General features: G+C 73.0%; 27 protein-coding genes and 1 riboswitch. Of the genes, 9 read left to right on the forward strand and 18 right to left on the reverse strand.

Features of this window, described 5'->3' with window-relative positions; all coding sequences use genetic code 11:
* Positions 1-105: 105 nt before the first annotated feature.
* From biuH to CTE05_RS00455, 6 genes are read right to left on the reverse strand one after another with little or no spacing between them, the layout of a single operon-like run.
* Positions 106-834, reverse strand: coding sequence for a biuret amidohydrolase (biuH, locus tag CTE05_RS00430; RefSeq protein WP_146844167.1), 729 nt, complete (start codon positions 832-834; stop codon positions 106-108).
* The gene (locus tag CTE05_RS00435; protein ID WP_146844168.1) at positions 831-1,391 is read right to left on the reverse strand and encodes a cysteine hydrolase family protein; all 561 of its coding nucleotides are present in this window, start codon (positions 1,389-1,391) and stop codon (positions 831-833) included. The genes biuH and CTE05_RS00435 overlap by 4 nt, the downstream gene beginning before the upstream one ends.
* A 50-nt stretch (positions 1,392-1,441) precedes the next feature.
* Positions 1,442-2,593, reverse strand: a complete 1,152-nt coding sequence (locus tag CTE05_RS00440; protein ID WP_146844169.1) for a BMP family ABC transporter substrate-binding protein — start codon at positions 2,591-2,593, stop codon at positions 1,442-1,444.
* Between the two features lie 32 nt (positions 2,594-2,625).
* Positions 2,626-3,537 carry an ABC transporter permease gene (locus tag CTE05_RS00445; protein WP_222595389.1) on the reverse strand — a complete coding sequence of 304 codons (912 nt, stop codon included), beginning with the start codon at positions 3,535-3,537 and terminating at the stop codon, positions 2,626-2,628.
* Positions 3,534-4,625, reverse strand: coding sequence for an ABC transporter permease (locus CTE05_RS00450; RefSeq protein WP_146844170.1), 1,092 nt, complete (start codon positions 4,623-4,625; stop codon positions 3,534-3,536). Before CTE05_RS00450 ends, CTE05_RS00445 begins: the two co-directional genes overlap by 4 nt.
* The gene (locus CTE05_RS00455) at positions 4,622-6,139 is read right to left on the reverse strand and encodes an ABC transporter ATP-binding protein (RefSeq protein WP_146844171.1); all 1,518 of its coding nucleotides are present in this window, start codon (positions 6,137-6,139) and stop codon (positions 4,622-4,624) included. The genes CTE05_RS00450 and CTE05_RS00455 overlap by 4 nt, the downstream gene beginning before the upstream one ends.
* A gap of 136 nt (positions 6,140-6,275) precedes the next feature.
* Between CTE05_RS00455 and CTE05_RS00460 the strand changes: the two genes are divergently transcribed.
* Positions 6,276-6,932, forward strand: coding sequence for an alpha/beta fold hydrolase (locus tag CTE05_RS00460; protein WP_146844172.1), 657 nt, complete (start codon positions 6,276-6,278; stop codon positions 6,930-6,932).
* A 119-nt stretch (positions 6,933-7,051) separates the two neighbouring features.
* On the opposite strand, the gene CTE05_RS00465 is transcribed toward CTE05_RS00460, so the two are convergent.
* From CTE05_RS00465 to CTE05_RS00475, 3 genes are all read right to left on the reverse strand, one after another.
* Positions 7,052-7,441, reverse strand: coding sequence for a hypothetical protein (locus tag CTE05_RS00465; RefSeq protein WP_146844173.1), 390 nt, complete (start codon positions 7,439-7,441; stop codon positions 7,052-7,054).
* Positions 7,442-7,443: 2 nt separating this feature from the next.
* Positions 7,444-8,433: a malate dehydrogenase gene (locus CTE05_RS00470; RefSeq protein WP_146844174.1), complete on the reverse strand. Its 990-nt coding sequence runs from the start codon at positions 8,431-8,433 to the stop codon at positions 7,444-7,446.
* A 102-nt stretch (positions 8,434-8,535) separates the two neighbouring features.
* On the reverse strand, positions 8,536-9,753 hold the full coding sequence (locus CTE05_RS00475; RefSeq protein ID WP_146844175.1) for an NADP-dependent isocitrate dehydrogenase: 1,218 nt from the start codon (positions 9,751-9,753) through the stop codon (positions 8,536-8,538).
* Positions 9,754-10,023: 270 nt separating this feature from the next.
* Here CTE05_RS00475 and CTE05_RS00480 point away from each other — a divergent pair, with 270 nt between their 5' ends.
* Positions 10,024-11,055 (forward strand): aquaporin, encoded by a 1,032-nt coding sequence (locus CTE05_RS00480; protein WP_146844176.1) that lies wholly within the window; start codon positions 10,024-10,026, stop codon positions 11,053-11,055.
* 63 nt (positions 11,056-11,118) lie between these two features.
* Here the strand turns inward: CTE05_RS00480 and CTE05_RS00485 are convergent, their stop codons facing one another.
* A complete protein-coding gene (locus CTE05_RS00485) occupies positions 11,119-11,550 on the reverse strand; it encodes a DUF3017 domain-containing protein (RefSeq protein ID WP_146844177.1) in 432 nt (143 codons plus the stop codon).
* A 53-nt stretch (positions 11,551-11,603) separates the two neighbouring features.
* Between CTE05_RS00485 and CTE05_RS00490 the strand changes: the two genes are divergently transcribed.
* Positions 11,604-12,863, forward strand: coding sequence for an NAD(P)/FAD-dependent oxidoreductase (locus CTE05_RS00490; protein WP_246123169.1), 1,260 nt, complete (start codon positions 11,604-11,606; stop codon positions 12,861-12,863).
* 13 nt (positions 12,864-12,876) lie between these two features.
* Here the strand turns inward: CTE05_RS00490 and purH are convergent, their stop codons facing one another.
* Positions 12,877-14,469: a bifunctional phosphoribosylaminoimidazolecarboxamide formyltransferase/IMP cyclohydrolase gene (gene purH, locus CTE05_RS00495; RefSeq protein ID WP_146844178.1), complete on the reverse strand. Its 1,593-nt coding sequence runs from the start codon at positions 14,467-14,469 to the stop codon at positions 12,877-12,879.
* Between the two features lie 38 nt (positions 14,470-14,507).
* Positions 14,508-14,595: riboswitch (ZMP/ZTP riboswitch) on the reverse strand.
* Positions 14,596-14,619: 24 nt separating this feature from the next.
* The gene (purN, locus tag CTE05_RS00500) at positions 14,620-15,267 is read right to left on the reverse strand and encodes a phosphoribosylglycinamide formyltransferase (protein WP_146844179.1); all 648 of its coding nucleotides are present in this window, start codon (positions 15,265-15,267) and stop codon (positions 14,620-14,622) included.
* A gap of 62 nt (positions 15,268-15,329) precedes the next feature.
* Between purN and CTE05_RS00505 the strand changes: the two genes are divergently transcribed.
* The gene (locus CTE05_RS00505; protein WP_146844180.1) at positions 15,330-15,857 is read left to right on the forward strand and encodes a hypothetical protein; all 528 of its coding nucleotides are present in this window, start codon (positions 15,330-15,332) and stop codon (positions 15,855-15,857) included.
* A gap of 1 nt (position 15,858) precedes the next feature.
* Here CTE05_RS00505 and CTE05_RS00510 read toward each other — a convergent pair whose 3' ends face one another.
* The 3 genes from CTE05_RS00510 to sucC all read right to left on the reverse strand — a co-directional run bounded on the left by CTE05_RS00510 (position 15,859) and on the right by sucC (position 19,341).
* Positions 15,859-17,142, reverse strand: coding sequence for a cell division protein PerM (locus CTE05_RS00510; RefSeq protein ID WP_146844181.1), 1,284 nt, complete (start codon positions 17,140-17,142; stop codon positions 15,859-15,861).
* Positions 17,143-17,251: 109 nt separating this feature from the next.
* A complete protein-coding gene (sucD, locus tag CTE05_RS00515; RefSeq protein ID WP_146844182.1) occupies positions 17,252-18,127 on the reverse strand; it encodes a succinate--CoA ligase subunit alpha in 876 nt (291 codons plus the stop codon).
* A 32-nt stretch (positions 18,128-18,159) separates the two neighbouring features.
* The gene (sucC, locus tag CTE05_RS00520; RefSeq protein WP_146844183.1) at positions 18,160-19,341 is read right to left on the reverse strand and encodes an ADP-forming succinate--CoA ligase subunit beta; all 1,182 of its coding nucleotides are present in this window, start codon (positions 19,339-19,341) and stop codon (positions 18,160-18,162) included.
* A gap of 212 nt (positions 19,342-19,553) precedes the next feature.
* Here sucC and CTE05_RS00525 point away from each other — a divergent pair, with 212 nt between their 5' ends.
* From CTE05_RS00525 to CTE05_RS00535, 3 genes are all read left to right on the forward strand, one after another.
* Complete coding sequence (locus CTE05_RS00525) at positions 19,554-20,246, forward strand: nucleoside/nucleotide kinase family protein (protein WP_246123170.1); 693 nt, start codon at positions 19,554-19,556, stop codon at positions 20,244-20,246.
* Positions 20,247-20,430: 184 nt separating this feature from the next.
* Positions 20,431-20,643: an RNA polymerase subunit sigma-70 gene (locus CTE05_RS00530; RefSeq protein ID WP_146844185.1), complete on the forward strand. Its 213-nt coding sequence runs from the start codon at positions 20,431-20,433 to the stop codon at positions 20,641-20,643.
* On the forward strand, positions 20,643-21,191 hold the full coding sequence (locus CTE05_RS00535) for a Clp protease N-terminal domain-containing protein (protein ID WP_146844186.1): 549 nt from the start codon (positions 20,643-20,645) through the stop codon (positions 21,189-21,191). Before CTE05_RS00530 ends, CTE05_RS00535 begins: the two co-directional genes overlap by 1 nt.
* A gap of 120 nt (positions 21,192-21,311) precedes the next feature.
* Here CTE05_RS00535 and pcrA read toward each other — a convergent pair whose 3' ends face one another.
* The 3 genes from pcrA to CTE05_RS00550 form a co-directional block, all read right to left on the reverse strand.
* Positions 21,312-23,750, reverse strand: a complete 2,439-nt coding sequence (pcrA, locus tag CTE05_RS00540) for a DNA helicase PcrA (protein ID WP_146844187.1) — start codon at positions 23,748-23,750, stop codon at positions 21,312-21,314.
* A gap of 70 nt (positions 23,751-23,820) precedes the next feature.
* Positions 23,821-24,303: a DUF456 domain-containing protein gene (locus tag CTE05_RS00545; RefSeq protein ID WP_146844188.1), complete on the reverse strand. Its 483-nt coding sequence runs from the start codon at positions 24,301-24,303 to the stop codon at positions 23,821-23,823.
* Between the two features lie 29 nt (positions 24,304-24,332).
* Entirely contained in the window at positions 24,333-24,680 is a 348-nt protein-coding gene (locus CTE05_RS00550) for a hypothetical protein (protein ID WP_146844189.1), read from the reverse strand.
* 105 nt (positions 24,681-24,785) lie between these two features.
* Here CTE05_RS00550 and CTE05_RS00555 point away from each other — a divergent pair, with 105 nt between their 5' ends.
* Positions 24,786-25,538 (forward strand): SDR family oxidoreductase, encoded by a 753-nt coding sequence (locus CTE05_RS00555; protein ID WP_146844190.1) that lies wholly within the window; start codon positions 24,786-24,788, stop codon positions 25,536-25,538.
* A 25-nt stretch (positions 25,539-25,563) separates the two neighbouring features.
* Entirely contained in the window at positions 25,564-26,139 is a 576-nt protein-coding gene (locus tag CTE05_RS00560) for a TetR/AcrR family transcriptional regulator (protein WP_146844191.1), read from the forward strand.
* Positions 26,140-26,149 lie beyond the last annotated feature (10 nt).

Raw genomic sequence — 26,149 nt, forward strand, 5'->3', positions numbered from 1 at the left:
GCCGTCGGTGCCGCGTCGGGTCCAGCCGTCGTCACTCAGGGCATGGTCGCGGCCCCCACCGGCGGAAGCGTCGTCCCACCAGGCAGGACGTCGCCGGCGCGCGGGTCAGGTGGCGACCGGGTTCGCCAGCGACGCCAGGAGGGCCGCCGAGTCCGCGACCGCGCCGAACACCCCGCCCTGCATCGTCACCATCTTCAGCGCCGCCAGGTAGTTGCCGTAGTCCGTGGCACCCGTGCAGTCCGACAGCAGCAGGCACTCGTACCCGCGGTCGTTGGCGTCACGCATGGTGGTGTGCACGCAGACGTCGGTCGTGATGCCGGTGAGGATGATGTGCGTGATCCCCCGGCTGCGCAGGATCAGGTCCAGGTCGGTGGCGTAGAACGAGCCCTTGCCGGGCTTGTCGATGACCAGCTCGCCCGGCAGCGGCGCGACCTCGGGGACGATCTCCCACCCGGGCTCCCCGCGCGTGAGGATGCGACCGCACGGGCCGAGATCCCCGATGCCCGCGTCGATCCGCCGCGAGCGCCACAGCTTGTTCGCCGGCAGGTCCGACAGGTCCGGGCGGTGGCCCTCGCGCGTGTGCAGGATGTGGAACCCGAGCTCACGGGCGACCGCGAGCATCGCCGCCGTCGGGGCCAGGCCCGCGCGGGTGAGCGCCAGGTCGTAGCCCATCGCGTCGACGTAGCCGCCGGGGCCGCAGAAGTCGCGCTGCCAGTCGATGTTCAGCACGGCGGTGGTGGCCGCGGAGAACGTGCCGTCGTACGGCCAGGCGTAGGGGTCGGCCTCGACGGGACCGAAGGTGGTGGTGGTGGTGGTGGTCAGCTGCTCGGTCATCGCAGGGCTCCCAGAGGCTCGGGGACGGTGGTCAGGGCGGCGATGACGTCGGCGCTGGTGCCGACGGCGCCGAAGATGCCGCCCGACATCTCGATGCTCGACACCGACGCGGTCACCAGGTCGGGGTCGATCGGGACGCACGCGTCGAGGACCAGGAGGCACTCGTAGCCGCGGTCGTTGGCGTCGCGCATCGTGGAGTGCACGCAGGTCTCCAGACCCACACCCGCGAGCAGCAGGCGGCGGATCCTGCCGGTGCGGAGCACGAGGTCGAGGTCGCTGGCGTAGAACCCGTCGACACCGCCGGCGGTCAGGTCGAGGTCCGCGACGCCGGCCGCGGCCTCCGACGGGATGCCGGGTGGGCGCAGGGCGCCGGGGGCAGGGGCCGTCGTGCGCACGACGACGACCGTGCCGCCCGCGGCGCGCACCGCGGCGGCGAGCGGCTCGGTGGCCTCCGGCGGCTCGACGCCGCTGGGCAGGACGACGAGCAGTGCGGTGCCGCTCCCGGCGAGGTCGCCGTCGTACGGCCAGGGGTACGGCGTGGTGCCGGTGACGTGCATGGTGCCCCTCCAGGTGGAGGCGGGGGCCGGCGCACCGGCCCCCGCCGGGATCAGGAGACTGTGCCTGTCACGCCCTGCACGAAGTAGTCCATCTGCTCGATGGTCTCGATCGGCGGGGTCTCACCCTCGGGAACCGTGACGGTCCCGTCCTGCGCGGTGACCGGCCCGGCGAAGGGGCTGCCACCCGCCTCGAGGTCCGCGGCCGCGGCGGCGATGAGCGCCTTGGTCTCCTCGGTCACGCTGGACCCGAAGGCCGAGGCGACGAACGGGTTGGCGCCGCTGGCCATGTTCGCGCGGTAGTTGGCGTTGTACTCGCTGCCCGTGAAGTCGCCGTCGATCGCCGTCTGCACGATGTCCGTGTACAGCGGACCCCAGTCCCACTCCGACCCCGTGAGCCATCCCTCGGGCGCCAGCGACGACGCGTCGGCGTGGTACCCGACGGTGAACGCGCCCGCGGCCTCGGTCGCCTCGATGATCGTCTTCGTGCAGTCCTGGTGCTGCGTCATCACGTCGACCCCGGAGCTGAGCAGCGACGCCACCCGGTCGGCCTGCGTGGCCGGGTCGCACCAGCTGGTCGTCGACACCGCGGTGACGTCGACGTCGGGCCGCACCGACTGGGCACCGAGCGTGAACGCGTTGATGTTGGCGAGCGTCTGCGGGATCGGGATGGCGTAGACGTACCCGAGCTTGCCCGTCTGGGTCGCGGCGCCCGCGGCGATGCCCGCCAGGTACACCGGCTCGAACACGCTGCCGAAGTACGTGCCCATGTTGGCGGGCACGGGGTCGAGCAGCCCGCCCTGGTGGACGACGACCACCTCGGGGTGCGCCTCGGCCACCTGCTTGGCGGCGTCCAGGTGCCCGTAGCTGGTGGCGAAGATGATCGTCGCCCCCTGCGCGACCATGCTCTCCATCGTCGTGGCGGCGGTGTCGTCCTCGGGGATGTTGTACGCCTCGAGGACGTCCAGGTCGGGGAACTGTTCGCGCAGCGCCTCGACGCCCTGGAAGACCGCCTGGTTGTAGCCGAAGTCGTCCTTCGGTCCGACGGCGATGACGCCGACGGTCGTGGCACCGGCTCCGGGTGCCGAGTCACCGGCGGGCGCGGAGCCGTCGCCCTCCGGGGCGCTGACGGCGGGGCTGCACGCGGCGAGGACCGCGACCACCGCCGCGACGAGACACACGCGTGCAGTTCGGGAGATGCGCATGGTGGACCTTCCGTTCAAGGGGGCGGGGACCGTCAGGTGGTGCGGCTGTTGTCGAACACCTTGAGCAGCTCGTCCGGGGCGGCGAGCATCGTGCGCCGGCCCAGCACGGCCAGGACCACGAGGGTGAGCACGAACGGCACGGCGTTCAGCGCGAACTGGTTCACGGCGATGCCCGAGGTCTGCAGCACGGACGCCAGCGACAGGGCGGCACCGAACAGGTACGCGCCGGCCATGATCCGGATCGGGTTCCACATCGCGAAGATCACGAGGGCCACCGCGATGAACCCTCGACCGGCGATCATGTTCTCGAACCAGCTGTTGGCGTACGCGATGGAGATGTGCGCGCCACCGATGCCGGCCAGCGCACCGCCCGCGACGGTCGCGCAGTAGCGGACGGCCTTCACCGAGTACCCGTGCACCTCGAGCGCCTCTGTGCGCTCCCCGGCCGTGCGGACCAGCAGGCCGACGCGGGTGCGGAACAGCACCCACCAGATGACGGGCGCCGCGACGTACGCGAGGTACACCAGCGGGTCGTGGTCGAACAGGATCGGGCCGAGGCCCGGGATCTCGCTCAGCCCCGGCACCGGCACCGGGGTGAACGCGTTGATCTGCCGGCTCACGTAGCCGACGCCGAACAGCGCCGTCACGCCGAGCGCGAGGAAGTAGAGCGTGAGGCCGCTGGCGAACTGGTTGGCGCGCCGGCTCACCACGAGGACCGCGTGCGTCAGGCTCAGCAGCGCACCGGCCAGCGCGCCGCCCAGGACGCCGAGCCACGGGTTGCCCGTCTCGGCCGTCACCGCGTACCCGCCGAGGGCTCCGAGGAGCATCGCTCCCTCGGTGCCGAGGTTGATGACGCCGCCGCGCTCGGAGATCGTCTCCCCCAGGCCCGCGTACATGATGGACGTGCCGCCGCGGACCGCCCCGGCCAGGATGTCGATGATCACGAGCGCACCTTCCGCGGGCTGGTCCAGCCGAGGACGGCCAGCAGCACCAGGCCCATGAGGATGTTGACGCTCGCGGCCGGCAGGCCCGAGCCGATCTGGAGGCTGTTGCCGGACACCGCGATCGCCGCGAGCACCAGCGACGCGACCAGCAGCGGCAGGGGCTTGTGCCGCGACAGCCAGCTGGCCAGGAACGCGACGTAGCCGATGGTCAGGCCGAAGGTCGGCCGCAGCTTGTACTCCATCCCGGCGAGCTGGATGAAGCCCGCCAGCCCGGCCAGCGCGCCACCGATGAGCAGTGCGGTGAGCAGCAGCGTGACGACCGGCAGGCCGGCCCGGCGGGCCGCCTCCGCGTTGCCGCCCACCACGGAGAGCCGGAAGCCCCACGTGGTCCGCGTCAGCGCGAACCACACGGCTCCGGCCGCGACCACCGCGAGCACCACCCCGACGTGGATCGCGGTCCCGGCGAACACCGGGAGCTTCATCGCGTCGTGCAGCTCCACGCTCGTGGACTGCCCGAGGGCCGCCGGGTCCTTCCAGGGGCCGAGGATGAGGAAGAGCATCGAGTACAGGGCGACGTAGTTGAGCAGCAGCGTGGTGACGGCCTCGTTCACCTTGACGACGAGCCGCATCGCCGCGGCGATCCCCGCCCAGGCAGCGCCCGCCACCACCGCGGCCACGACCATGAGCAGCATCACCAGCCACGGTGACGCGACCGGGGTGAGCCAGAGCGCGACACCGGCCGCCGCGACAGCGCCGATGATGAGCTGCCCCTCACCGCCGACGTTCACCAGGCCGGCACGCGCGGGGACGACGACGGCCAGCCCGGCCAGCGCGATGGGTGCGGCCCGCAGCACGATCTGCTGGAACTGCCCCGGCTGTGTGAGGGTGGACGTCCAGATGTCGGCGTAGACCGCGAACGGGTCGGCGCCGTTGGCCAGCACGAACGCCCCGAACACCACGAGCCCAGCGATGAGCGCACCGAGCCAGCGCAGGAGTGCGGTACCCCTGGTCAGCAGCCGGCGCGAGCGCTCGACCGGTGGCGCGGGAGCGGGCAGCGCGGGTGCCTCCTTCGTCACGTCCTGGCTCATGCCACGCCTCCGAGCATCAGTCGTCCGATGGACATCCGGTCGGCACCGGCGGTGTCGACGACCCCGACCAGGTGCCCGTCGTGCATGACGGCGATCCGGTCGGCCACCGCGATGAGCTCGTCGAGGTCCTCCGAGACCATGAGCACGCCCGCGCCGCGCGCCCGGTGCTGGAGCAGCAGCTCCTGCGTGCGCCGGGTGTTCGCGACGTCCAGCCCGCGGCTCGGGTAGGCGGCGACGACGAGCGACGCGTCCTGACCCAGCTCCCGCGTGAGCACGACGCGCTGGATGTTGCCGCCCGACAGCGACGAGAGCGTCCGCTTGGTGGGCGCCATGTGCAGCCCGACGCGCTCGTCGAGCACCGCCGTCCGGGCACCCACGGCCGGCCAGTCGATCCCGAGCCCACGCCGCGGCACCGCCCGCCCGTCGAGCACCATGTGCTCCAGCACGGTCAGCCCGGGCACCACCGAGTCGGCGACGGGGTCCTCCGGCACCGCGACCGCGCCGCCGCCGGTGTCGTCCACCCGGACCGAACCCGAGGTCACCGGCCGCAGCCCGAGCGCGACCTCGCACAGCTCCTTCTGCCCGCTCCCGGCGACCCCGGCGACGCCCACCAGCTCGCCCGGGTGCACGTCGAGGTCGACCCCCTTGAGCGCGACGTGCCCGCGGTCGCCGAGCGCCGTGGCGCCCCGCAGCTCCAGCACGGCACGCTCGCGCGGCGGCACCGCGACGCGCTCCACCGCGAGCGGCGGCACCCGCCGGCCGACCATCGCCTCGACCAGCTCGGCGTCGGAGAAGTTCCCGGGATCCTCGGCGTTGAGGATCACCTGCCCGCCGCGGAGCACCGTGACCTGGTCGGCGATCGCGCGGACCTCGCCCAGCTTGTGCGTCACCAGCACCACGCCCAGGCCCCGGTCGCGCAGCTGCGCGACGACGCCGAACAGCGCCTCGACCTCCTGCGGCGCCAGCACGCTCGTGGGCTCGTCGAGGATGACCAGCCGCGCACCGGTCATGAGGACCTTGAGGATCTCCGCCCGCTGCCGCTCGCCGATGGACAGGTGGCGGACCTGCGCGGACGGGTCGACGGCGAGCCCGTACGCCTCCGACGCCTCGGTGATCCGCGCAGCCAGGCGCGCGAGGCGCAGCGTCGGCCCGTCGGGGAGCGCGAGGGCGATGTTCTCGGCGACCGTGAGTGCGGGTACCAGTCGCAGGTCCTGGAACACCATGCCGATGCCGAGCGCGCGTGCGTCGGCGGGGCTGCCTGGCGACACCGGGGCGCCGTCGACGAACATGCGTCCCTCGTCGGGCGTGTAGACGCCGTAGATCATCTTGAGCAACGTGCTCTTGCCGGCCCCGTTCTCCCCGATCAGGCCGTGCACGGTGCCGGGCAGGACGGTGAGGTCCACGTCCCAGTTGGCCTGCACCTCGCCGAAGCGCTTGGACAGGCTGCGCACCTCGAGGAGCGCGGCGGGCTTGCCCACCCGACCGCGGGCACGGGCGACGGCGTCGGTGGTCATGCGCGTGGCCGCTGCGTATCCAGAGCCGTATCCGCTCGCGTATCCATGACGGGAGGCTAGGAGCGCGATGTTTCGGACATTCGAGACATAGGTAACGCTTGCGTGTCTGACCTGGGACGCCGCCTACGCTCACGCCATGGCGACCACCCGCGTGCTCCTCGTGCACGGAGCAGCGACGACGTCCCGCGTGTGGGACCGGGTCCGCGGTCTCCTGCGCGAGGACGACCTCGACCTCGTCACCCCCGACCGCGCGAGCAGCGGCACCCTCGGCACCGAGCTCGCCGCGCTGGCCGACGACGCGGACGGCGCGGTCGTCGTGGGCGTCTCCGGTGGCGCGACCCTCGGTCTGGCGCTCGCCGCGACGGACCGCCCCCTGGCCGCGGCGGTCCTGCACGAGCCGGCCGTCGGGTCCTTGGTCCCCGGCCTGCTCGACCACGTCGTCGCCGGGTTCGCCTCCGGGGGCGTCCCCGGCTTCGGTGCCGCGCTCTACGGGCCGTCGTGGACGCCGGCCATGGCGCCCGCCGACCCGGACGCGGTCGCGCGCGACCTCGCGATGTTCCGCCGCTTCGAGCCCGCCGCGCCGCACCCCGGGCAGGGGCCGGTGGTCGTGACCGTGGGTGAGCTCTCACCTCCCGCGCGCCACCGCGCGGCCTGGGCTCTGCACGACCTGCTCGGCGTCGAGGTGCGGGTGCTTCCCGGCACCGGGCACTTCGTCCAGCACGACGCACCGGAGGCGCTGGTCGACGTGGTCCGCTCGGTCGTCCGCCGCGCTCAGCCCCACCCGCCCGGCTGACCTCCCCCGGTCGGGACGGCCCCCGTGTCGACGCGCACCGCGAGCGAGACCCGGACGTCCTCGTCGACGCCGCCGAACCCATGCTGCGCGGCGGACCCAGGGACGCGCTGCGCCCCGCCTCAGACCCTGCGAGTGCGGACGAAGAGCACGACCCCCACGACCACCAGGGCCACGCCGACGAGCACGTACGGCCACGGGTTCGACTGCACGACGCATGCGGACGCACCGGTGACCCCGCCGCTGCAGAACGGCCCCGGACCGCGCCGGTTCAGCCACGCGAGCGCGAACGGGAGAGCGGCCAGACCCGTCACGACACCGAGCTGCGCGGGACGCAGACCCTGCCGCACGACGAGCAGGCCGCCGACGAGCACCAGCGCCAGCGCGACGAACAGCCCGCCGGGGATCCCGAGCCCCAGGCCCGCACCGACACCGGCACCGAGCAGCGCCCAGCCGAGGAACGCCGCGCCGCTCGTGCCCGGACGCGGGACCCGGACCTCCTCGGCCCACAAGGTCAGAGCAGGCCCAGCGCCTGCACGGCGTCGCGCTCCTCGACGAGCTCCGCGACGGACGCGTCGATCCGGGACCGCGAGAACTCGTCGACGGACAGGTCGGGGACGATCTGCCAGCGGCCGTCGACCGACGTCACGGGGAACGACGAGATGAGCCCCTCGGGGACGCCGTAGGAGCCGTCCGACACGATGCCGGCCGACGTCCAGTCGCCCGCCGGAGTGCCGTGCACCCACGTGTGCACGTGGTCGATGGCCGCGTTGGCCGCCGACGCCGCCGACGACGCCCCGCGCGCCTCGATGATCGCCGCGCCGCGCTTGGCCACGGTCGGGATGAACGTGTCGCGCACCCACGTGTCGTCGCCGACGACCTCGAGCGCGGGCCGCCCGCCGACCGTGGCGTGCGACAGGTCGGGATACTGCGTCGCGGAGTGGTTGCCCCAGATGGTCAGCTTCGCGATGTCGCCGACCTTCGCGCCGGTCTTCGTCGCGAGCTGCGAGACCGCGCGGTTGTGGTCCAGGCGGGTCATCGCCGTGAAGCGCTCACGCGGCACGTCCGGAGCGTGCGACGCGGCGATGAACGCGTTGGTGTTCGCGGGGTTGCCGACCACGAGGACCCGGACGTCGTCCGCGGCGCCCGCGTTGATGGCCGCGCCCTGCGGCTTGAAGATGCCGCCGTTGGCGGAGAGGAGGTCGCCGCGCTCCATGCCCGCCGTGCGGGGCCGCGCTCCGACGAGGAGCGCGACGTTGACGCCGTCGAACGCGGCTGTCGCGTCGTCGTAGATCTCGACGCTGTCCAGCGTGGTGAACGCGCAGTCGTCGAGCTCCATCGCCGTGCCCTCCGCGGCCTTGACGGCCTGCGGGATCTCCAGGAGGCGGAGGCGCACGGGGGTGTCGGGGCCGAGCAGCTGGCCCGACGCGATGCGGAAGAGCAGCGCGTAGCCGATCTGCCCGGCAGCTCCGGTGACGGTGACGGTGACGGGCGAGCTGGCCACGGAACGGGCTCCTTCGATCGGCGACGACGGCGCCCTCACGCTACCCCGCAGACGACCGACGGCGCCCACCCAGCCGGGTGGACGCCGTCGTGTTCCGCAAGGTCAGGCGAGCTTCGCCGCCAGGTTGGCGTCGAGCGTCGCGAGGAACTCCTCGGTGGTCTGCCACGCCTGCTCCGGGCCGACCAGCGATGCGAGGTCCTTGGTCATGGCGCCGGACTCGACCGTCTCGATGACGACCTGCTCGAGCGTCTCGGCGAACTGCGTCACCTCGGGGGTGCCGTCCAGCTTGCCGCGGTGCTTGAGGCCGCCGGTCCAGGCGAAGATCGACGCGATCGGGTTGGTCGACGTCGGCTTGCCGGCCTGGTGCTGGCGGTAGTGACGTGTGACGGTGCCGTGCGCGGCCTCGGCCTCGACGGTCTTGCCGTCGGGCGTCATCAGCACGGACGTCATGAGGCCGAGCGAGCCGAAGCCCTGGGCCACGGTGTCGGACTGCACGTCGCCGTCGTAGTTCTTGCAGGCCCAGACGTAGCCGCCCTCCCACTTCATGGCCGCGGCGACCATGTCGTCGATGAGGCGGTGCTCGTACGTGAGGCCGGCGGCGGCGAAGTCCGCGGCGTACTCGGCGTCGAAGACCTCCTGGAAGATGTCCTTGAACGCGCCGTCGTAGGCCTTGAGGATCGTGTTCTTCGTCGACAGGTACACCGGGTAGCCGCGCTGCAGGCCGTAGGCGAACGACGCGCGCGCGAAGTCGCGGATCGAGTCGTTGAAGTTGTACATGCCCATCGCCACGCCGCCGCCCTCGGGGTACGTCACGACGGTCTGGTGGATCGGCTCCGAGCCGTCCTCGGGCGTGTACGTCAGCGTGAGCGTGCCGGCGCCGGGGACCTTGAAGTTGGTCGCCTTGTACTGGTCGCCGTGGGCGTGACGGCCGATGATGATCGGCTTGTTCCAGCCCGGCACCAGGCGCGGGATGTTGCTGATGATGATCGGCTCACGGAAGACGACGCCGCCGAGGATGTTGCGGATCGTGCCGTTGGGCGAGACCCACATCTTCTTCAGGCCGAACTCCTCGACGCGCGCCTCGTCGGGCGTGATCGTCGCGCACTTCACGCCGACGCCGTGCTCCTTGATGGCGTTCGCGGCGTCGATCGTCACCTGGTCGTCGGTGGCGTCGCGGTGCTGGATCGACAGGTCGTAGTAGCGCAGGTCGATGTCGAGGTACGGGTGGATCAGGCGGTCCTTGATGAACTGCCAGATGATGCGCGTCATCTCGTCGCCGTCGAGCTCGACGACCGGGCCGACAACCTTGATCTTCGCCATGCGGGGATCTCCTGTGCTGGGGACGGAAGGGGGCACGGCACGAGGGAACGTCTGCCGGCGCGGGTCCGGGGACAAGATTACTCGACGTCGAGAGATCTGCGTGAGTCCGCCCTTCGGCGTCCACCGTGACCGCAGCCACCAGGACTGGCATGCTGGCACCCGCCTGGGGCGCGACGCCGACCGATCGCGTCCGTCACGACCGAACAGCCGGACGTGGCACGCTCCGCGCGCACCGCCCTTCCACCGACGAATACTGACGACAGGATCGACATGTCACAGGACAACCCCGACAAGGCCGCAGGCTCCCCGGAGCCCGACGAGGCCACCGCTGCCGGCTCGCCCACCCCCGAGGAGACGACCGCCGCGGCCGACGCGGACGCCACCGCGCCCGTCGTCGAGCCGGCAGCCGAGCCCGACACCGACGAGGACGTCGTCGTCGAGGAGCTCGACGCCTACGTCGTCCCCGCCGGAACGGTGGTCGTAACCGGCCCGAGCCTGGTCGCCCGCCTCGGCGCGGAGTCCTTCGGCACGTTCGCGCTCGTTCTCGTCGGTCTGGGCATCGCGCTCTACGCCGACATCAGCCGCGTCGGCACGCTCGCGGTCGGCCTCGGCTTCGGCATCGCGGTCCTCGCCGCGATCATCGCCGTCGGCCACGTCTCGGGCGGGCACTTCAACCCGGCCGTCACGCTCGGTGCGGCCATCGGTGGCCGGACCGCATGGAAGGACGTCCTGCCGTACTGGCTGGCGCAGCTCGTCGGCGGCATCCTCGCCGCGGCGATCCTGTTCATCACGATCCCGAAGACCCTGCCCTCCCTGATCACCCAGACCGAGGGCACCACGGCGCGCAACTTCTTCAGCAACCTGGCCAACGGCTACGGCGAGCACTCGCCGCTGGCCACCGCCTCCACGGGCGCGGTCGAGTTCTCCCTCGTCGTCGGGCTGCTCGTCGAGATCGTCGTCACCGCGGTGTTCGTCGGCATCATCCTCGGCGCGACGGACCGCCGGTCCGCGAACGTCCAGGCGCCGTTCGCGATCGGCCTGTCGCTCGCGGTGCTCATCTTCGTGGCGATGCCCGTCACGAACGCCTCGCTCAACCCGGCGCGCTCGTCGGCGGCGGCGATCTTCTCCGACAGCTGGGCCCTCAGCCAGCTCTGGCTGTTCTGGGTGGCCCCGCTCGTCGGCGCGGCCCTGGCCGGCCTGATCTACCGCGCGTTCGCCGCGGAGCCGGTCGAGGACAACCTGCTCGAGGAGGACGACGCGTACGTCACGACGGACGACGTCCTGGTGGTCACGGAGCGCTGACGCCCTCCCGACACGCACGACCCGGACGCCCGGGACCTTCGTGGTCCCGGGCGTCCGTGCGTGTCAGCGGGGCAGGATCTGCGCGAGCACCGCCAGGCCCGCCCCCAGCAGGACGAGCACGGCGACGTCGAGCGCCTTGGCGCGCACGGTGATCGCGACGGGACCCGCCGACGGCAGCACGGCGCGCACCACGGCGCAGACCAGCACGACGCCCGCGAGGACGAACGCACCGGCGCGGGTGCCGACGACGAGCGCGACGACGGTGGCGACGACGATCCCGGAGCTGGTCCACCACAAGGACACGTTGCGCGCGGCGTCGAGCGACGCCCGTGCGATGGCCCGCGGGTCCAGGGGCGCCTGCTCGACGGGGATCGGACCGGTCGAGGGAGGCTGGCCGGGAGTCGGCCGGTCGGGCACCGGGGGCTCCTGGCGGACGGGGTCGACGGTGTGCGGGTGAGCGCCAGCGGCGCGGCGAACTCCGGCTGCCCCGCTCATGCGCTCCTTCACCATCTCGCTCGTGCCTCCCGACGGGAGACTACCGTTGCCGGGTGACCGACCGGACCCACGACGACCCCCTGGACATCCGACCACCCGGTGAGGTGCTCGTCGTCGGTGCAGGTCTCGCGGCGACGCAGACGGTCGCGGCGCTGCGGGAACGAGGGTACGACGGGCGGGTCGTCGTCCTCGGTGCCGAGGGTGTCGCTCCGTACGACCGCCCACCGCTGTCGAAGCACCTCCTGGACCGGCTGCACCCGACGTGGCTCGCCGACGAGCTGGGGGCCGACCTGCTCAGCCTCGCGGACGAGGTCCACCTGGGCTCCCCGGCGCGCAGCCTGTCGCTGTCCGGGGCACGGCCGCAGGTGCTCACCGACGACGGCACCCGGACCGCCGACGCCCTCGTCGTGGCCAGCGGTGCGCACGCGGTCCGCCCTCCGGGCTGGGAGGCCGCCCTGACCCTGCACACCGCCGCCGACGCGGAGCGCCTCCGCGCGGCGCTCGTGCCGGGCGCCCGGCTCGTCGTGATCGGTGCGGGGTGGATCGGCGCGGAGGTGGCGGGCGTCGCCGCCGCTGCGGGGGTCGACGTCGTGGTGGTCGAGGCGAACGGTGCCCCGCTCGCCGCGGCGCTCGGTCCGACCGTCGGGGAGCTGACCGCGCCCTGGTACGCCGCCGCGGGCGTCCGGCTGCTGACCGGCGAGCACGTCGTCGAGGTCGGCACCAACGGGGTGGGCCTCGCGGACGGCAAGCTGGTCGCGGCCGACGTCGTGCTCGCGGCGGTGGGCGCGCGCCCGACCACCGACTGGCTGGCCGGAGCCCTCCCCCGGGAGGCGGACGGCTCGCTGCGCGTCGACGAGCACCACCGGGTCGTGGGTGCGCCGCACAGCGTCCGGGCCGTGGGCGACGTCGCGCTGCGCCGCTCCCCGCGGCACGGCTGGGTGCCCGGCGGCCACTGGGACGGCGCGCTCCGGGGACCGGCCGCGCTCGTCGCGGCCCTGCTCGGCAGCCCGGACGAGGTCACCGACGTCGCGCCCTACGTCTTCTCGACGCAGCTGGGCCACGAGCTGGCCCTGTTCGGCAGCCCCCACGTCGACGACGAGGTGGTCCTGCGCGGGGACCCGGACGCCGCCGAGGGCTGGGGCGCCCTGTGGTTCCGGCGGGGTTCGGACGAGGTCGGCGCGATCCTCACGGTCGACCGGCCGCGCGACGTGGGGGCCGCGCGGCGGCTGTTCACCGCGACGGGGCTGCCCCGGCTCGACCGCACGCTCGCGCTCGACCCGGGGCGGCCCCTGCGGGAGGCGTCCCGCGTGTAGTGCCGTGCCGTGCTCAGTGCGCGAAGTGCCGGGTGCCCGTCAGGTACAGCGTCACGCCGGCCGCCTGCGCGGCAGCGACGACCTCCTCGTCGCGGACCGACCCGCCCGGCTGCACGATCGCGCGCACGCCGGCGTCGATGAGGACCTGGGCGCCGTCGGCGAACGGGAAGAACGCGTCGGAGGCCGCCACCGCACCCCGGGCCCGCTCGGTCTCCCCCGCGTTGGCCCGCTCGACCGCGAGCCGGCACGAGTCCACGCGGTTGACCTGCCCCATCCCGACCCCCACCGAGGCTCCGGCGTCGGCGAGCAGGATCGCGTTCGACTTCACGGCGCGCACGGCCCGCCAGGCGAACGTGAGGTCCGCCAGGGTGGCGTCGTCGGCCGCGGCGCCCGCCGCCAGGGTCCAGCCCGACGGGTCGTCACCGGCGGCGTCCACCTGGTCGAGCTCCTGCACGAGCAGGCCGCCGCTGACGGCCCGCCGCTCGGTGCGCACGCCGTCCACGGGCGTCACCTGCAGGAGCCGGATGTTCTTCTTGCGCGCCAGGACCTCGATCGCCTCGGGCTCGAACCCGGGCGCGACGACGACCTCGGTGAACACCGGCGCGATCTGCTCGGCCGCCGCGGCCGTGAGGGTGCGGTTGGTCGCGATGACGCCGCCGAACGCCGAGACAGGGTCGCAGGCGTGCGCCTTCGCGTGGGCGTCGGCCACGTCGGTGCCCACCGCGATGCCGCACGGGTTGGCGTGCTTGATGATCGCGACGGCAGGGTCGGTGTGGTCGTGCGCGGCGCGCCAGGCGGCGTCGGCGTCGACGTAGTTGTTGTAGCTCATCGCCTTGCCGTGCAGCTGCTGCGCACCGGCCAGCCCGCGTCCCGCGGCACCGTCGGGCGTCAGGTAGAGCGCCGCCTGCTGGTGCGGGTTCTCGCCGTAGCGCAGCACCTCGCCGCGCACCCACGTGGTCCCGGTGAACGCCGGGAAGCCGGAGCCCACGGCCTGGTCGTCGGGCGCGTAGTCGGCGGCGAACCAGCTGGCGACCGCGGCGTCGTACGCGGCGGTGTGCGCGAACGCGTCCGCCGCGAGCAGGCGACGCGCGCCGAGCGTGAACCCGCCCGCCTGGACGGCGGCGACGACCTCGGCGTACCGCGCGGGGTCCACGACGACCGCGACGCTCGGGTGGTTCTTCGCGGCCGCGCGGACCATCGACGGACCGCCGATGTCGATCTGCTCGACGCACTCGTCCGGTCCCGCGCCGGACGCGACGGTCGCGGTGAACGGGTACAGGTTGACGACGACCAGCTCGAACGGCGCGATGCCCAGCTCGTCCAGCTGCGCGAGGTGCTCAGGGAGACGCGTGTCCGCGAGCACGCCCGCGTGCACCCGCGGGTGCAGCGTCTTGACGCGGCCGTCGAGGCACTCCGGGAAGCCGGTGAGCTCCTCGACGCGCGTGACGGGGACGCCCGTGGCGGCGATGGTGGCGGCGGTCGAGCCGGTGGAGACGATCTCGACACCGGCGGCGTGCAGGGCGCTCGCCAGCTCCGTCAGGCCGGTCTTGTCGTAGACGCTGACGAGGGCGCGACGGACGGGGCGCTGGTTCTCGGGGGATGACATGGGCGGCGGCTCCGTGAGGCAGGGTCGGCTAGGGCGGACCCATGCACCCAGGCGGGCGGTGCGAGGCGGGGTACTGCGGCCGCTCCCCGGTGGTTGCACCCACCTGCGCCAGTCACGACCGGGGCCGAGTCTAGCCGAGCCCGCCGGGCGTCAGCCGACGATCGCGTGCCGGCCCTCGACGCGCAGCCCGCCGCGCGCGATGCGGCCCACCCACTCGACGAGCAACGGCTGCTCGACGGCCTTGATGCGCTCGTGCAGCCTCGCCTCGTCGTCGTCGGGCTCCACCGGGACGGTGGCCTGCGCGAGGATCGGCCCGGTGTCGACGCCCTCGTCGACCACCATGACCGTGCAGCCCGTCACCTTGACGCCGTAGGCGAGCGCGTCCCGCACGCCGTGCGCGCCGGGGAACGACGGCAGGAGCGCCGGGTGGGTGTTGACGATCCGCCCCCCGAAGCGCGCGAGGAACGACGCGCCGAACAGCTTCATGAACCCTGCCAGCACGACCAGGTCCGGTGAGAACACCGCCACGGTCTCCGCGATCGCCGCGTCCCAGGCCGCACGGTCGTCGAAGTCCTTGACCGACACGACCGCCGTCGGGACGCCCGCCTCGAGCGCGATCTCGAGCGCCCGGATGTCGCCCCGGTCCGCGACCACGGCCACCACCCGCGCACCGTAGGCAGGATCCTCGTGGGCGGCCAGCAGGGCCGCCAGGTTCGAGCCGGTCCCGGACACGAGGACCACCAGCCGTCCGGACCCGCGAGTGGTCGGGGCGGGAGGCGGGGGCGTCTCGGGCGTCACGCGCCGACCCTACCGGCGGACGGACCGTCCGGTGCCCGGCGTCCGTGGGCGAGAATGCACGGGTGAGCAACCCGTACGCGCCGCCCGAACACCGTCCCGGCACCCAGGACGACGCCCCGGCTCACCCGACCCCGGTCTGGCCCCCTGCCGGCGGTCCGCAGCCGGCCCCGGTCGCCCCGGAGCGACCGCCGGCCGACCCGGAGGGCACCGCACGTGCGACGAGCCTCACCCGGTTGTTCGCCGTGCTCGTGCTCGCGTCGGTGCTCGTCGAGACGCTGCGCCTGCCGTGGCAGGCGGCCGCGCTCCCCTTCGCGCTCGCCGCGGTCGTCGTCGGTGTGCGCGCGCTCGTCGTCGCCGTGCGCGCCCGGTCGCGCGGGCTCGCGCCCCTGCTCGCCGTCGGACTGTTCGTCTCCCTGTCGTGGTCACTGCTCCTGGTCGGCCAGGTGGCCACGTGGCCGGCACAGGTGGCCAAGGAGGAGTGCCTGGACGGGGCTCTGACCATCGGGGCGCGGAGCGCCTGCGAGACGCAGTACGAGCAGGACGTCGAGGAGCTGCTCCCGTCGATGGGCGGACGCAGCACCGGGTCCTGAGTCAGGACGGGTCGCGGCGCAGCACCGCACGCAGCCTGCTGACGACCTCCGCGCGCAGCACCGGGTCGGTGGGCAACGCCACGAGCAGCGCCCCCGCAAGCAGCCCGGCGCCGGCCAGCAGCCCGACGACACCTCCCTGCGCACCGACCTCCGCCAGCCGGTCCGGACCGATCCCACCGCTGGCCAGCGTGACGAGGACCGCGACGACGAGGACACCGCCGACCGCGGCCGTCACGCACGCCAGCGCCGTGTCCCACCAGCGCTGCGGCACGAGCCTCCGGTGGACGTAGAGCCCCACCAGCGCGCCGACCCCCACGAGCACGAGCGGCACCAGGCTCGTCGCCGGTCCGACCACGTCGGAGGGTGGGAGCGCGCCGAGCATCGGCACCGCCGGCAACGCCCCGCCGATGACCTCGTCGGGCGCGAAGTGCGTCCCCGCACCGACCGCGAACCCGGCACCCGTCAGCCACGCGACCGCCCACACCACCAGGTTCGGCAGGTAGGCCAGCTCCGCGACGGCCAGCACGACGCCACCGACGGCGTCGAGCCCGAGGCCACGCACGACGTCGCTGATGGTCGCGCGGCCCGCCAGGACCCACACCGTGGTCACGAGGGCGGCGACGAGCACGAGCGCCGCCGCGCCGAGCACCCCGCCCGCCGCACCGGTGCGCACCGGCGCCGGGAAGCGGGACCAGGCAGGCCGGGTGAGGACGCGCAGCGACGGCGCCTCCGGGCGGGCCAGCAGGCCGGCTCCGAGACCGGTGGCGGACACCGCTGCACCGCCGGCGACCGCTCTCGCCAGGTCCGCGCCCCCGACCCCGGTGACCAGCGCCAGCAGCACCGCGACGAGGGTGTACGTCGCGACGCCCGCCGCGTACCCCGACCACGTGGCCAGGCCAGACCGGCGCGCCGAGGCATAGCAGACGAAGACCGCGACCACCGTGACCCCGAGCGGCACCAGGGTCACCACGGCGGGACCGACGTGGGCCGGGACCCCGTGCCCGAGCAGCCACAGCGCCGACCCGACACCGACGGAGCGGAACCACCCGACCCCGCTGTTCGACGGGTCGGCCGACGTCGCGACGTAGGCCGCGACCGCCGGCAGCGCCAGGACGAGGAACGACAGGAGCGCGGCCTGCAGCGCGGACAGCACGCCCGCGACCCAGCGCGGGGCGCCGTCGAGCGCACTCGTGACGAACGTCGGCGCCGGCTCGTCGGACAGCGTGCGACGACGGCGACGGTCGACGACGGGGGTACCCCCCGTCCGGGGGCCGGTGGCGCTCACCGTGCCATGGTCGCTGCCGCGCTCGCCCGAGCGGCGAACCCGGCACGGCGCGTCGGCGTCCGGGTACGCGAAAGGCGCCGGCCCCGTGGACCGGCGCCTCGCGGACGGGCTAGGAGAGCAGCTGGCGGGCGAGCTCGGCCGTCTCGGACGGCGTCTTGCCGACCTTGACGCCCGCGGCCTCGAGGGCCTCCTTCTTGGCCTGCGCAGTACCCGACGAGCCGGAGACGATGGCGCCGGCGTGGCCCATCGTCTTGCCCTCGGGAGCCGTGAACCCGGCGACGTAGCCGACGACGGGCTTGGTGACGTGCTCGGCGATGTAGGCCGCCGCACGCTCCTCGGCGTCCCCGCCGATCTCACCGATCATCACGATGACCTCGGTGTCCGGGTCCGCCTCGAACGCCGCGAGGGCGTCGATGTGCGTCGTGCCGATGATCGGGTCGCCGCCGATGCCGATCGCCGTCGAGAACCCGAAGTCCCGCAGCTCGTACATCATCTGGTAGGTCAGCGTGCCGGACTTCGACACCAGGCCGACGCGGCCGGGGCCGGTGATGTCCGCCGGGATGATGCCGACGTTGGACTTCCCGGGGCTGATCAGGCCGGGGCAGTTCGGGCCGATGAGCCGCACGTTCTTCTCCAGCGCGAGCGCGAAGAACTCGGCGGTGTCCGCCACGGGGACGCCCTCGGTGATGATGACGACGAGCGGGATCCCCGCCTCGATCGCCTCGACGACCGCGGCCTTGGTGTGGGCCGGCGGCACGAAGACGACGGAGACGTCCGCGCCCGTGGCGTCCATCGCCTCGGAGACGGAGCCGAAGACGGGGACGTCCACGTCACCGAACGCGACGGAGGTGCCCGCCTTGCGGGGGTTCACCCCGCCGACGACGGACGTGCCGGACGCGAGCATGCGGGTCGTGTGCTTCTGGCCCTCGGAGCCCGTCATGCCCTGGACGATGACCTTGGATGCCTCGGTCAGGAAGATCGCCATGGTGGTGTCTGCTTCTCTCTGCGTCAGGGGGTTCAGGCCGCGGCGTGGGCGAGCTCGGCCGCCTTGTCGGCGCCGCCGTCCATCGTGTCCGCGATCGTGACCAGCGGGTGACCGGCCTCGGCGAGGATGCGACGACCCTCGAGCACGTTGTTGCCGTCCAGGCGGACGACCAGCGGCTTGGAGGCCTCGTCGCCGAGGATCTCGAGGGCGGCGACGATGCCGTTGGCGACCGCGTCGCACGCCGTGATGCCGCCGAAGACGTTGACGAACACGGCCTTGACCTGCGGGTCCGTGAGGATGATGTCGAGGCCCGCGGCCATGATCTCGGCGCTGGCGCCGCCCCCGATGTCGAGGAAGTTGGCCGGCTTCACGCCACCGTGGGCCTCACCGGCGTACGCGACGACGTCGAGCGTGCTCATCACGAGCCCGGCGCCGTTGCCGATGATGCCGACCTCGCCGTCGAGCTTGACGTAGTTGAGGTCCTTCTCCTTGGCGCGCGCCTCGAGGGGGTCCGTCTCGCCGGCGTCCTCGAGCTCGGCGTGCTCCGGGTGCCGGAAGTCCGCGTTGGCGTCGAGCGTGACCTTGCCGTCGAGCGCGACGATCTCGCCGTCCTCGGTGAGGACCAGGGGGTTCACCTCGACGAGCGTGGCGTCCTCGCTGCGGTAGACGGTCCACAGCGTCTGGAGGACCGCCGCGACCTTGGGGGCGATCTCGGCGTCGAAGCCGGCGGCCGCCACGATCTCGTCGGCCTTCGCCTGGTCGATGCCGGTGCGCGGGTCGACCGCGACCTTGGCGAGCGCGTCGGGGCGCTCCACCGCCAGCTGCTCGATGTCCATGCCGCCCTCGACCGAGCACATCGCCAGGTAGCGGCGCTCGGCGCGGTCGAGCAGGAGGGAGAAGTAGAACTCCGTCGCGATCTTGGCGCCTGCGGCGATCATCACGCGGTGGACCGTGTGGCCCTTGATGTCCATCCCGAGGATCTCGGCAGCCTTCTCGGCCGCGTCGTCGGCGGACCTGGCCAGCTTGACGCCGCCGGCCTTGCCGCGGCCACCGACCTTGACCTGTGCCTTGACGACCACGACGCCCGGCTGACCGCCCAGGAGCTGCTCCGCGCCGGCGCGGGCCTCCTCGGGAGTCGTGGCGACGACGCCGCCGAGCACGGGGACGCCGTGCTTCTCGAAGATGTCACGTGCCTGGTACTCGAACAGGTCCACCTGGTCTGGGTCCTCTCATCACCGGCGTTCGACGGCCTCTGTACGGCCGAAACGCCCCGGTCGATGGTAGCGGGCACGCACAGATATCTTCACATCGAGAGATGTGGCGTACGCGAGGCCGGATCATCCACACATTCTTCGCAACCCCTCCCCCGAATCGTCCCGATCCGCTACGTTCCCGGCATGGCTGCTCTGCTCCGCACGGACGTCCGGTGAGCGCCCCCTCGGACACGGCGCCGACGGCGTCGGTCGCGCGCCTCGCGGTGCTGCGGGAGGTCGCGAGCAGGATCGCCGACCCCCGCGCGCTCGGCCGTCCCGTCCTCGTCGGGATCGACGGCATGGACGGCGCCGGCAAGACCCGGTTCGCCGACGAGCTCGCCGCCGAGCTGCTGCGGGAGGGGCGCACCGTCGTGCGGATCAGCGTCGACGGGTTCCTCCGTCCGCGCGACGAGCGCTACCGCCGCGGTCGGCACTCCCCCGAGGGCTTCTGGGCGGACTCCTACGACTACGACGCGCTGCGCACCCAGGTCCTGGAGCCGTTCGCGCCCGGCGGGTCACGGCGGTTCCGTCGGGCCGTCCGCGACGTCGCCACCGACACCGCGCTCGACCTCCCGCGCGAGCACGGTACGGACAGCACGGTGCTCGTCGTCGACGGGATCTTCCTGCACCGCGACGAGCTGGCCGCCTGGTGGGACTTCTCGGTCTACCTCGACGTCGACTTCGCCGAGACGTTCGCCCGCATGGCCGTCCGCGACGGCTGCCCGCCGGACCCGATGCACCCGGCGAACGCCCGCTACGTCGAGGGGCAGCGCCACTACTTCGCGGCGTGCCGGCCCGCGTCCCGCGCCACGGTCGTCATCGACAACCGCGACCTCCGCCACCCCCAGGTCATCCCCCACCACTGACCGGCTCACCGCGAACCCCCACCGCCCCGCGCGCCCGACCCCGGACGTCCGCGCTCCGGTGGGGTCAGGGCACCGGGAGCGCGGTCGCTGCGCGTCGGGTGGGTTCCGGGCTCCGGGAGCGAAGACGTCGTAGCGCGTCAACATCGGTTGACATCGCAGCGAGCGTCAATGTAGGTTGACGAGCATGTCCGATGAGCTCATGACCGCAGCCGCGAGTGCGGCCGAGCCTGCCGACGGCCTGCGGGCCGTCCGGTCGCTGCGAGCGCTGGCCGACCGGTTGGAGGCCCTCCACGTCGAGCGCGCCCGCCGGCTCGGCTGGTCCTGGCAGCAGGTCGCCGCCGCCCTGGGGGTCTCCCGGCAGGCGGTCCACAAGAAGTACGGGAAGAGGTTCGGCTGATGTTCGAGAAGTTCGCCAAGGACGCCCGCGAGGCGGTCATCCAGGCCCAGGACGAGGCCCGGGCGCTCGGCGCCGACCGCGTCGGGCCGGAGCACGTGCTGCTCGGCACCGTACGGTCGCCGGACACCGTCGCCGCGCAGGCGCTCGGCCGGCTGGGCGTCGGCCACGCGACGCTGCTCGCCGCGGTCCGCGCACTGCCGGCGCACACCATCGACGCGGACGCGCTGGCGGGGATCGGCGTCGACCTGGACGCCGTCCGGGCACAGGTCGAGGCCTCGTTCGGGCCGGGGGCGCTCGACGCGATCACCAGGTCGGCACCCAGGAAGGGTCACCTGCCCTTCGAGACGGACGCCAAGAAGCTGCTCGAGGTCTCGCTGCGCGAGGCCATCCGGTGCAAGCACCGCCGGATCGACAGCGGCCACCTGCTGCTGGCGGCGGTCCGGCTGGACGACACCACCGCCTACCGGGCGCTCGCCGCGGTCGGGGTCGGACCGGCGGCAGTGCGCGAGGCCGTCACCGCCGTCTGGGCCGACGTGCCGGTGGGCTGAGGTGACCGCCTGGACGCTCTCGACCGTGCTCCGCACCCGCGCATGGGGCGTCCGCGCACCGCGCGCAGCCGGGCACGACGCCGTCCCGGGGACGCGGCGGCCGCGGTCGTGCGGGTCGCGTCAGAGCTTGGTGACCGGCGAGAACCGCAGCAGCAGCCGCTTGACGCCGTCGGTGCCGAAGTCGACCTTGGCCACCGCGTTCGGTCCAGCTCCTTCGAGCGCGATCACCGTGCCGAGACCGTACGAGTCGTGCGTGACGCGGTCCCCCACCGACAGCTGCGGGATCGCGGAGTCGGGCCGCGGCTTCGCGGAGCCGAAGGTCGCTCCCGTGGAGGGCAGGACCGGGCGCGTCTCGCGCTCGACGCGCGGCGCCGACGCCCGGTAGCCGCCCCCGCCCGAGCCGTAGCCCGAGCCCCATCCGCCGCGGAGCTGCGAGGTCGAAGACTCGCGCCGACGCCAGTCGATGAGGTCGTCGGGCAGGTCGTCGAGGAACCTGCTGGGCGGGAACTCGTTGGGCACGCCCCACGCTGTACGGACAGCAGCACGGGAGATGTACAGACGCTCGCGCGCTCGGGTGAGCCCCACGTAGGCGAGGCGCCGCTCCTCCTCCAGCTGCTGGGAGTCCGACAGGGACCGCTGGTGCGGGAAGGTGCCGTCCTCCATCCCCGTGAGGAAGACGACGGGGAACTCCAGGCCCTTGGCGGTGTGCAGGGTCATCAGGGTGACCACGCCCGGGTCCGGACGGGTCTCACCGTCGTCGTCCCCGCCGTCGTCGTCCGGGATCTGGTCGGAGTCGGCGACGAGGGAGACGCGCTCGAGGAAGTCGGCGAGGACCCCCTCGGGGTCGCTCTGCTCGAACTCGGAGGCGACCGCGTGCAGCTCGGCCAGGTTCTCGACCCGGGAGCCGTCCTGCGGGTCGTCGCTGGCCCGCAGCTCGGCGAGGTAGCCGGAGCGCTCGAGCACGGCGCCGAGCACCTCGGCGGGCCCGGCGCTCGCTGCGAGCTCGCGCAGCTCCGCCATCATCGCCGCGAACGCCGACAGCCCGGTGATCGCGCGGGTGCCCAGTCCCGGGACCTCGTCGAGGCGTTCGAGCGCCGCACCGAACGAGATGCGCTCCCGCTCGGCGTACGACGCGACCATCGCCTCCGACCGGTCCCCCAGCCCGCGCTTGGGCACGTTGAGGATGCGGCGCACGCTGACGTCGTCGTCGGGGTTGTCGAGCGCGCGCAGGTAGGCGACCGCGTCCTTGATCTCCTTGCGCTCGTAGAACCGCGTGCCGCCGACCACCTTGTACGGCAGCCCGACCCGGATGAGCACCTCTTCGAGCGCGCGGGACTGTGCGTTCGCGCGGTAGAACACGGCGACGTCGCCGGGCCGGACGCCGTCGGAGTCGCCGAGCCGGTCGATCTCCTCGGCGACGAACCGGGCCTCCTCGTGCTCGGTGTCCGCGACGTACGCGACGATCTGCGCACCCGCGCCGGAGTCGGTCCAGAGGCGCTTGTTCTCCCGGCCGGGGTTGCGGCTGATCACCGCGTTGGCGGCCGAGAGGATGGTCTGCGTCGACCGGTAGTTCTGCTCCAGCAGGATGGTCCGCGCGTCCGGGTAGTCGACCTCGAACTCCAGGATGTTCCGGATGGACGCACCCCGGAACGCGTAGATCGACTGGTCCGCGTCACCGACGACCGTGAGCTCGCCGCGCGGCAGCTCCATGTCCGTCGAGTCGTCGACGATCCCCCGCGAGGAGCCGACGAGCTCGCGCACCAGGGCGTACTGGGCGTGGTTGGTGTCCTGGTACTCGTCGACCAGGACGTGGCGGAACCGCCGCCGGTAGTGCTCCGCGACGGCCGGGAACGCCCGCAGCAGGTGGACCGTGGTCATGATCAGGTCGTCGAAGTCGAGGGCGTGCGCCTGCTTCAGCCGGGCCTGGTAGCGCGTGTAGACCTGCGCGAGCGCGGTGTCGAACTCGTTGGCCGCGCCGCCCCCGGACGTGGCGGCGAAGGTCTCCGGGTCGACCAGCTCGTCCTTGAGCGAGGAGATCTTGTTCTGCAGCGCCTTGGCCGGGTAGCGCTTGGGGTCGAGGTCCAGCTCCCGCGCGACGAGGGTGAGCAGGCGCTGGGAGTCCGCGGAGTCGTAGATGGAGAAGCTGGACCGCAGGCCCAGCGTCCCGGCCTCCCGGCGCAGGATCCGCACGCACGCAGAGTGGAACGTGGAGACCCACATGCGGCCGGCGGCCGGTCCGACCAGGCCCTCGACGCGCTCGCGCATCTCCGCCGCGGCCTTGTTGGTGAACGTGATCGCGATGACCTCACCCGCGCGCGCCCGGCCCGTGGCCAGCAGGTACGCGATGCGGTTGGTCAGCACCCGCGTCTTGCCCGAGCCGGCGCCGGCGACGATCAGCAGCGGCCCGCCCTGGTGCAGGACGGCCTCGCGCTGCTGCGGGTTGAGCCCGCGGAGCAGGGCCTCTGCCTCGCTGCGGCGACGGGCTGCGGCCACCTCGCCCGAGGGGTCCGCGGAGGCGCCCGGGAGGGGCAGGGCGAGGTTCTCGAAGAGCGACGTCATGGCCCCTCAAGGATAGGCGCCGCGACTGACAGCGACGTGCTCCCTGTGGATCTCGCCTGACGGTCGGCGGTCAGGTCATCGCCAGCGCGGTCAGCCAGGCGCCCGTCGAGACCAGCGCCGCGGCGAGCTCCACGAGGATGGTCAGGCCTGTGGCCTGCAGCGCCGCCACCGTGGCCCGCCAGGCGGGGCGAGGCTCCCGCGAGCGCAGCCACTCGGCGAGGTAGATGCCGAGCACGAAGCCGACGAACAGGCCGACGACGGGGATCGCGAAGAACCCGACGACGCCCGCGACCCCGCCCCAGATCAGCGTGGACGACGGCACGCCCGCACGCTTGAGGTGCCGCCCGGCCAGCAGGTACTTGCCGATGCCCGCGAGCACCGTGACCACCACGGTGATCGCGACGACCGTCCACCCCGCGACTCCCCCGGTGACGACGCCCCAGACGATGATCGCGCCGGCGACGAGCAGCCCGCCGGGCAGCACCTGGACGACGACGCCGAACAGCCCGACGAGGACGACGAGCCCGACCAGGAGGTCACCGACGGAGTTCACGGGGTGGACAGTACTGCCCGGTCAGCGCCTCAGCGCCACAGGACGGCGATCGCGACGTTCAGCGCGGTCAGGCCCGCGATGGCGCCGAGGTAGCCGGTGGTCACGCGCGACGGCTTGCGCACCCCGAGGATCACCAGCGTGGCCACGACGAGCGCGACGACGAGCTTGACCGCGACCTTCGTGGTGTTGGGCTCGTGGCCGGCGAGGCCCGCGGACGCGATGCCGACGATGAGGATGCCGGTGACCAGCGCGGTGAGGATGCCGTGCAGCACGCCCGTCGCGATCTTGGGGGTGCGCAGGTTGACCAGGGTGCCGCCGAGCACGATGGCCCAGCCGAGCAGGTGGAGGACGACGAGCAGGTTGTAGACGAGATCCATGACGCGCAGCCTAGTCGTATCTGACGCAGAGTCAGAAAACGCCGACGACCGATGCGCTACTGTCGGGCGACATACCGAACAGTCGGTATCGAGAAGGGTGCAGGGATGCGCAGGTTCGAGGGCAGGGTCGCCCTGATCACCGGGGCGAGCCGCGGGATCGGTCTGGCCGTCGCCGAGCGACTGGTGTCCGAGGGGGCCTCCGTCGTCCTCACCGGACGCAAGCCGGACTCGCTCACGGCGGCCGTCGAGCAGCTCGACGCGGTCGCGCCGGGGCACGCCGTCGGCATCGCGGGCAAGGCCGACGACCCCGAGCACCGCGCGGACGTCTTCGCCCAGGTCACCGAGCGTTTCGGCCGCCTCGACCACCTAGTCAACAACGCCGGGATCAACCCCGCGTACGGCCCGGCGCTCGAGATCGAGAGCGCGGTCGTCCGCAAGATCCTCGAGGTCAACGTGGTCGCGGCCCTCGACTGGACGCGATCCGCGGTGGACGCCGGGCTGAGCCGGTCGATCGTCAACACCGGCTCGGTGGCGGGCCTGTCCGCCAGCCCGGGCGTCGCGTTCTACGGCGTGTCCAAGGCCGCGCTCCTCAACCTCACGCAGCAGCTCGCGGTCGAGCTCGCCCCCGGCCTCCGCGTCAACGCGGTCGCCCCCGCCGTGGTCCGCACGCGGCTCGCGCAGGCGCTCTACGAGGGCGACCGCGAGGCGGCGCTCGCGAAGGTCTACCCGCTCGGCCGCATCGGCGAGCCCGAGGACGTCGCCGGACCGGTCGCGTTCCTGCTCTCCGACGACGCCGCGTGGATCACCGGTCATACGCTCACCATCGACGGCGGCGCCAGTGCCGTCGCGGTCGGCTAGAGCCCGAAGAACGAGAGAGGCACCCATGGCACCCTCCAGCGTCGTCGACGACATCACGAAGGCGGCCGTCGACCTGTTCTCCACCCAGGGGTACGCCAACACCTCGGTGCAGCAGATCGTCGAAGCGGCCGGCGTCACCAAGGGCGCGATGTACCACTACTTCGAGTCGAAGGACGACCTCCTCTTCTCGGTCTACGAGCGGATGCTCTCGCTGCAGACGAGCCATCTCGAGGAGATCGTCGGCCGAGGTGCCCCGACCGCGCAGACGCTGCACGACGTGTGCGTCGACGTCATCGAGACGTCGATCGACTTCCTGCCCGAGGGCACGGTCTTCTTCCGGAGCGTGCACATGCTCTCCGAGCCGCGCCAGAAGGAGGTCACGCGCCGCCGTCGGCAGTACCACGACGTGTTCGCGGGCCTCATCGAGCGCGGCCAGGAGGAGGGGCTCTACCGCACGGACATCCCCCGCGCCGTGCTGGTCGCGCACTTCTTCTCCGACGTCCACTACCTGTCGAACTGGTACTCCCCCGAAGGCCCGGAGGACAAGGTGCTCCTCGCGCAGCAGCTGACCGACCTCTTCCTCGTCGCGATCAAGGCCTGAGCGGGTGCGC

Source organism: Cellulomonas terrae, from assembly GCF_007990265.1.
GTDB lineage: Bacteria > Actinomycetota > Actinomycetes > Actinomycetales > Cellulomonadaceae > Cellulomonas > Cellulomonas terrae.

What these genes read in the sequence shown, in the direction of transcription:
- CTE05_RS00480 (WP_146844176.1), top strand. Translation starts at nt 10,024, where the DNA reads ATGTCACAGGACAACCCCGACAAGGCCGCAGGCTCCCCGGAGCCCGAC.
- CTE05_RS00485 (WP_146844177.1), bottom strand. Translation starts at nt 11,550, where the DNA reads ATGAGCGGGGCAGCCGGAGTTCGCCGCGCCGCTGGCGCTCACCCGCAC.
- CTE05_RS00440 (WP_146844169.1), bottom strand. Translation starts at nt 2,593, where the DNA reads ATGCGCATCTCCCGAACTGCACGCGTGTGTCTCGTCGCGGCGGTGGTC.
- CTE05_RS00435 (WP_146844168.1), bottom strand. Translation starts at nt 1,391, where the DNA reads ATGCACGTCACCGGCACCACGCCGTACCCCTGGCCGTACGACGGCGAC.
- CTE05_RS00475 (WP_146844175.1), bottom strand. Translation starts at nt 9,753, where the DNA reads ATGGCGAAGATCAAGGTTGTCGGCCCGGTCGTCGAGCTCGACGGCGAC.
- CTE05_RS00450 (WP_146844170.1), bottom strand. Translation starts at nt 4,625, where the DNA reads ATGAGCCAGGACGTGACGAAGGAGGCACCCGCGCTGCCCGCTCCCGCG.
- CTE05_RS00560 (WP_146844191.1), top strand. Translation starts at nt 25,564, where the DNA reads ATGGCACCCTCCAGCGTCGTCGACGACATCACGAAGGCGGCCGTCGAC.
- biuH (WP_146844167.1), bottom strand. Translation starts at nt 834, where the DNA reads ATGACCGAGCAGCTGACCACCACCACCACCACCACCTTCGGTCCCGTC.
- CTE05_RS00530 (WP_146844185.1), top strand. Translation starts at nt 20,431, where the DNA reads ATGTCCGATGAGCTCATGACCGCAGCCGCGAGTGCGGCCGAGCCTGCC.
- CTE05_RS00460 (WP_146844172.1), top strand. Translation starts at nt 6,276, where the DNA reads ATGGCGACCACCCGCGTGCTCCTCGTGCACGGAGCAGCGACGACGTCC.
- pcrA (WP_146844187.1), bottom strand. Translation starts at nt 23,750, where the DNA reads ATGACGTCGCTCTTCGAGAACCTCGCCCTGCCCCTCCCGGGCGCCTCC.
- CTE05_RS00555 (WP_146844190.1), top strand. Translation starts at nt 24,786, where the DNA reads ATGCGCAGGTTCGAGGGCAGGGTCGCCCTGATCACCGGGGCGAGCCGC.
- purH (WP_146844178.1), bottom strand. Translation starts at nt 14,469, where the DNA reads ATGTCATCCCCCGAGAACCAGCGCCCCGTCCGTCGCGCCCTCGTCAGC.
- CTE05_RS00455 (WP_146844171.1), bottom strand. Translation starts at nt 6,139, where the DNA reads ATGACCACCGACGCCGTCGCCCGTGCCCGCGGTCGGGTGGGCAAGCCC.
- CTE05_RS00550 (WP_146844189.1), bottom strand. Translation starts at nt 24,680, where the DNA reads ATGGATCTCGTCTACAACCTGCTCGTCGTCCTCCACCTGCTCGGCTGG.
- sucD (WP_146844182.1), bottom strand. Translation starts at nt 18,127, where the DNA reads ATGGCGATCTTCCTGACCGAGGCATCCAAGGTCATCGTCCAGGGCATG.
- CTE05_RS00535 (WP_146844186.1), top strand. Translation starts at nt 20,643, where the DNA reads ATGTTCGAGAAGTTCGCCAAGGACGCCCGCGAGGCGGTCATCCAGGCC.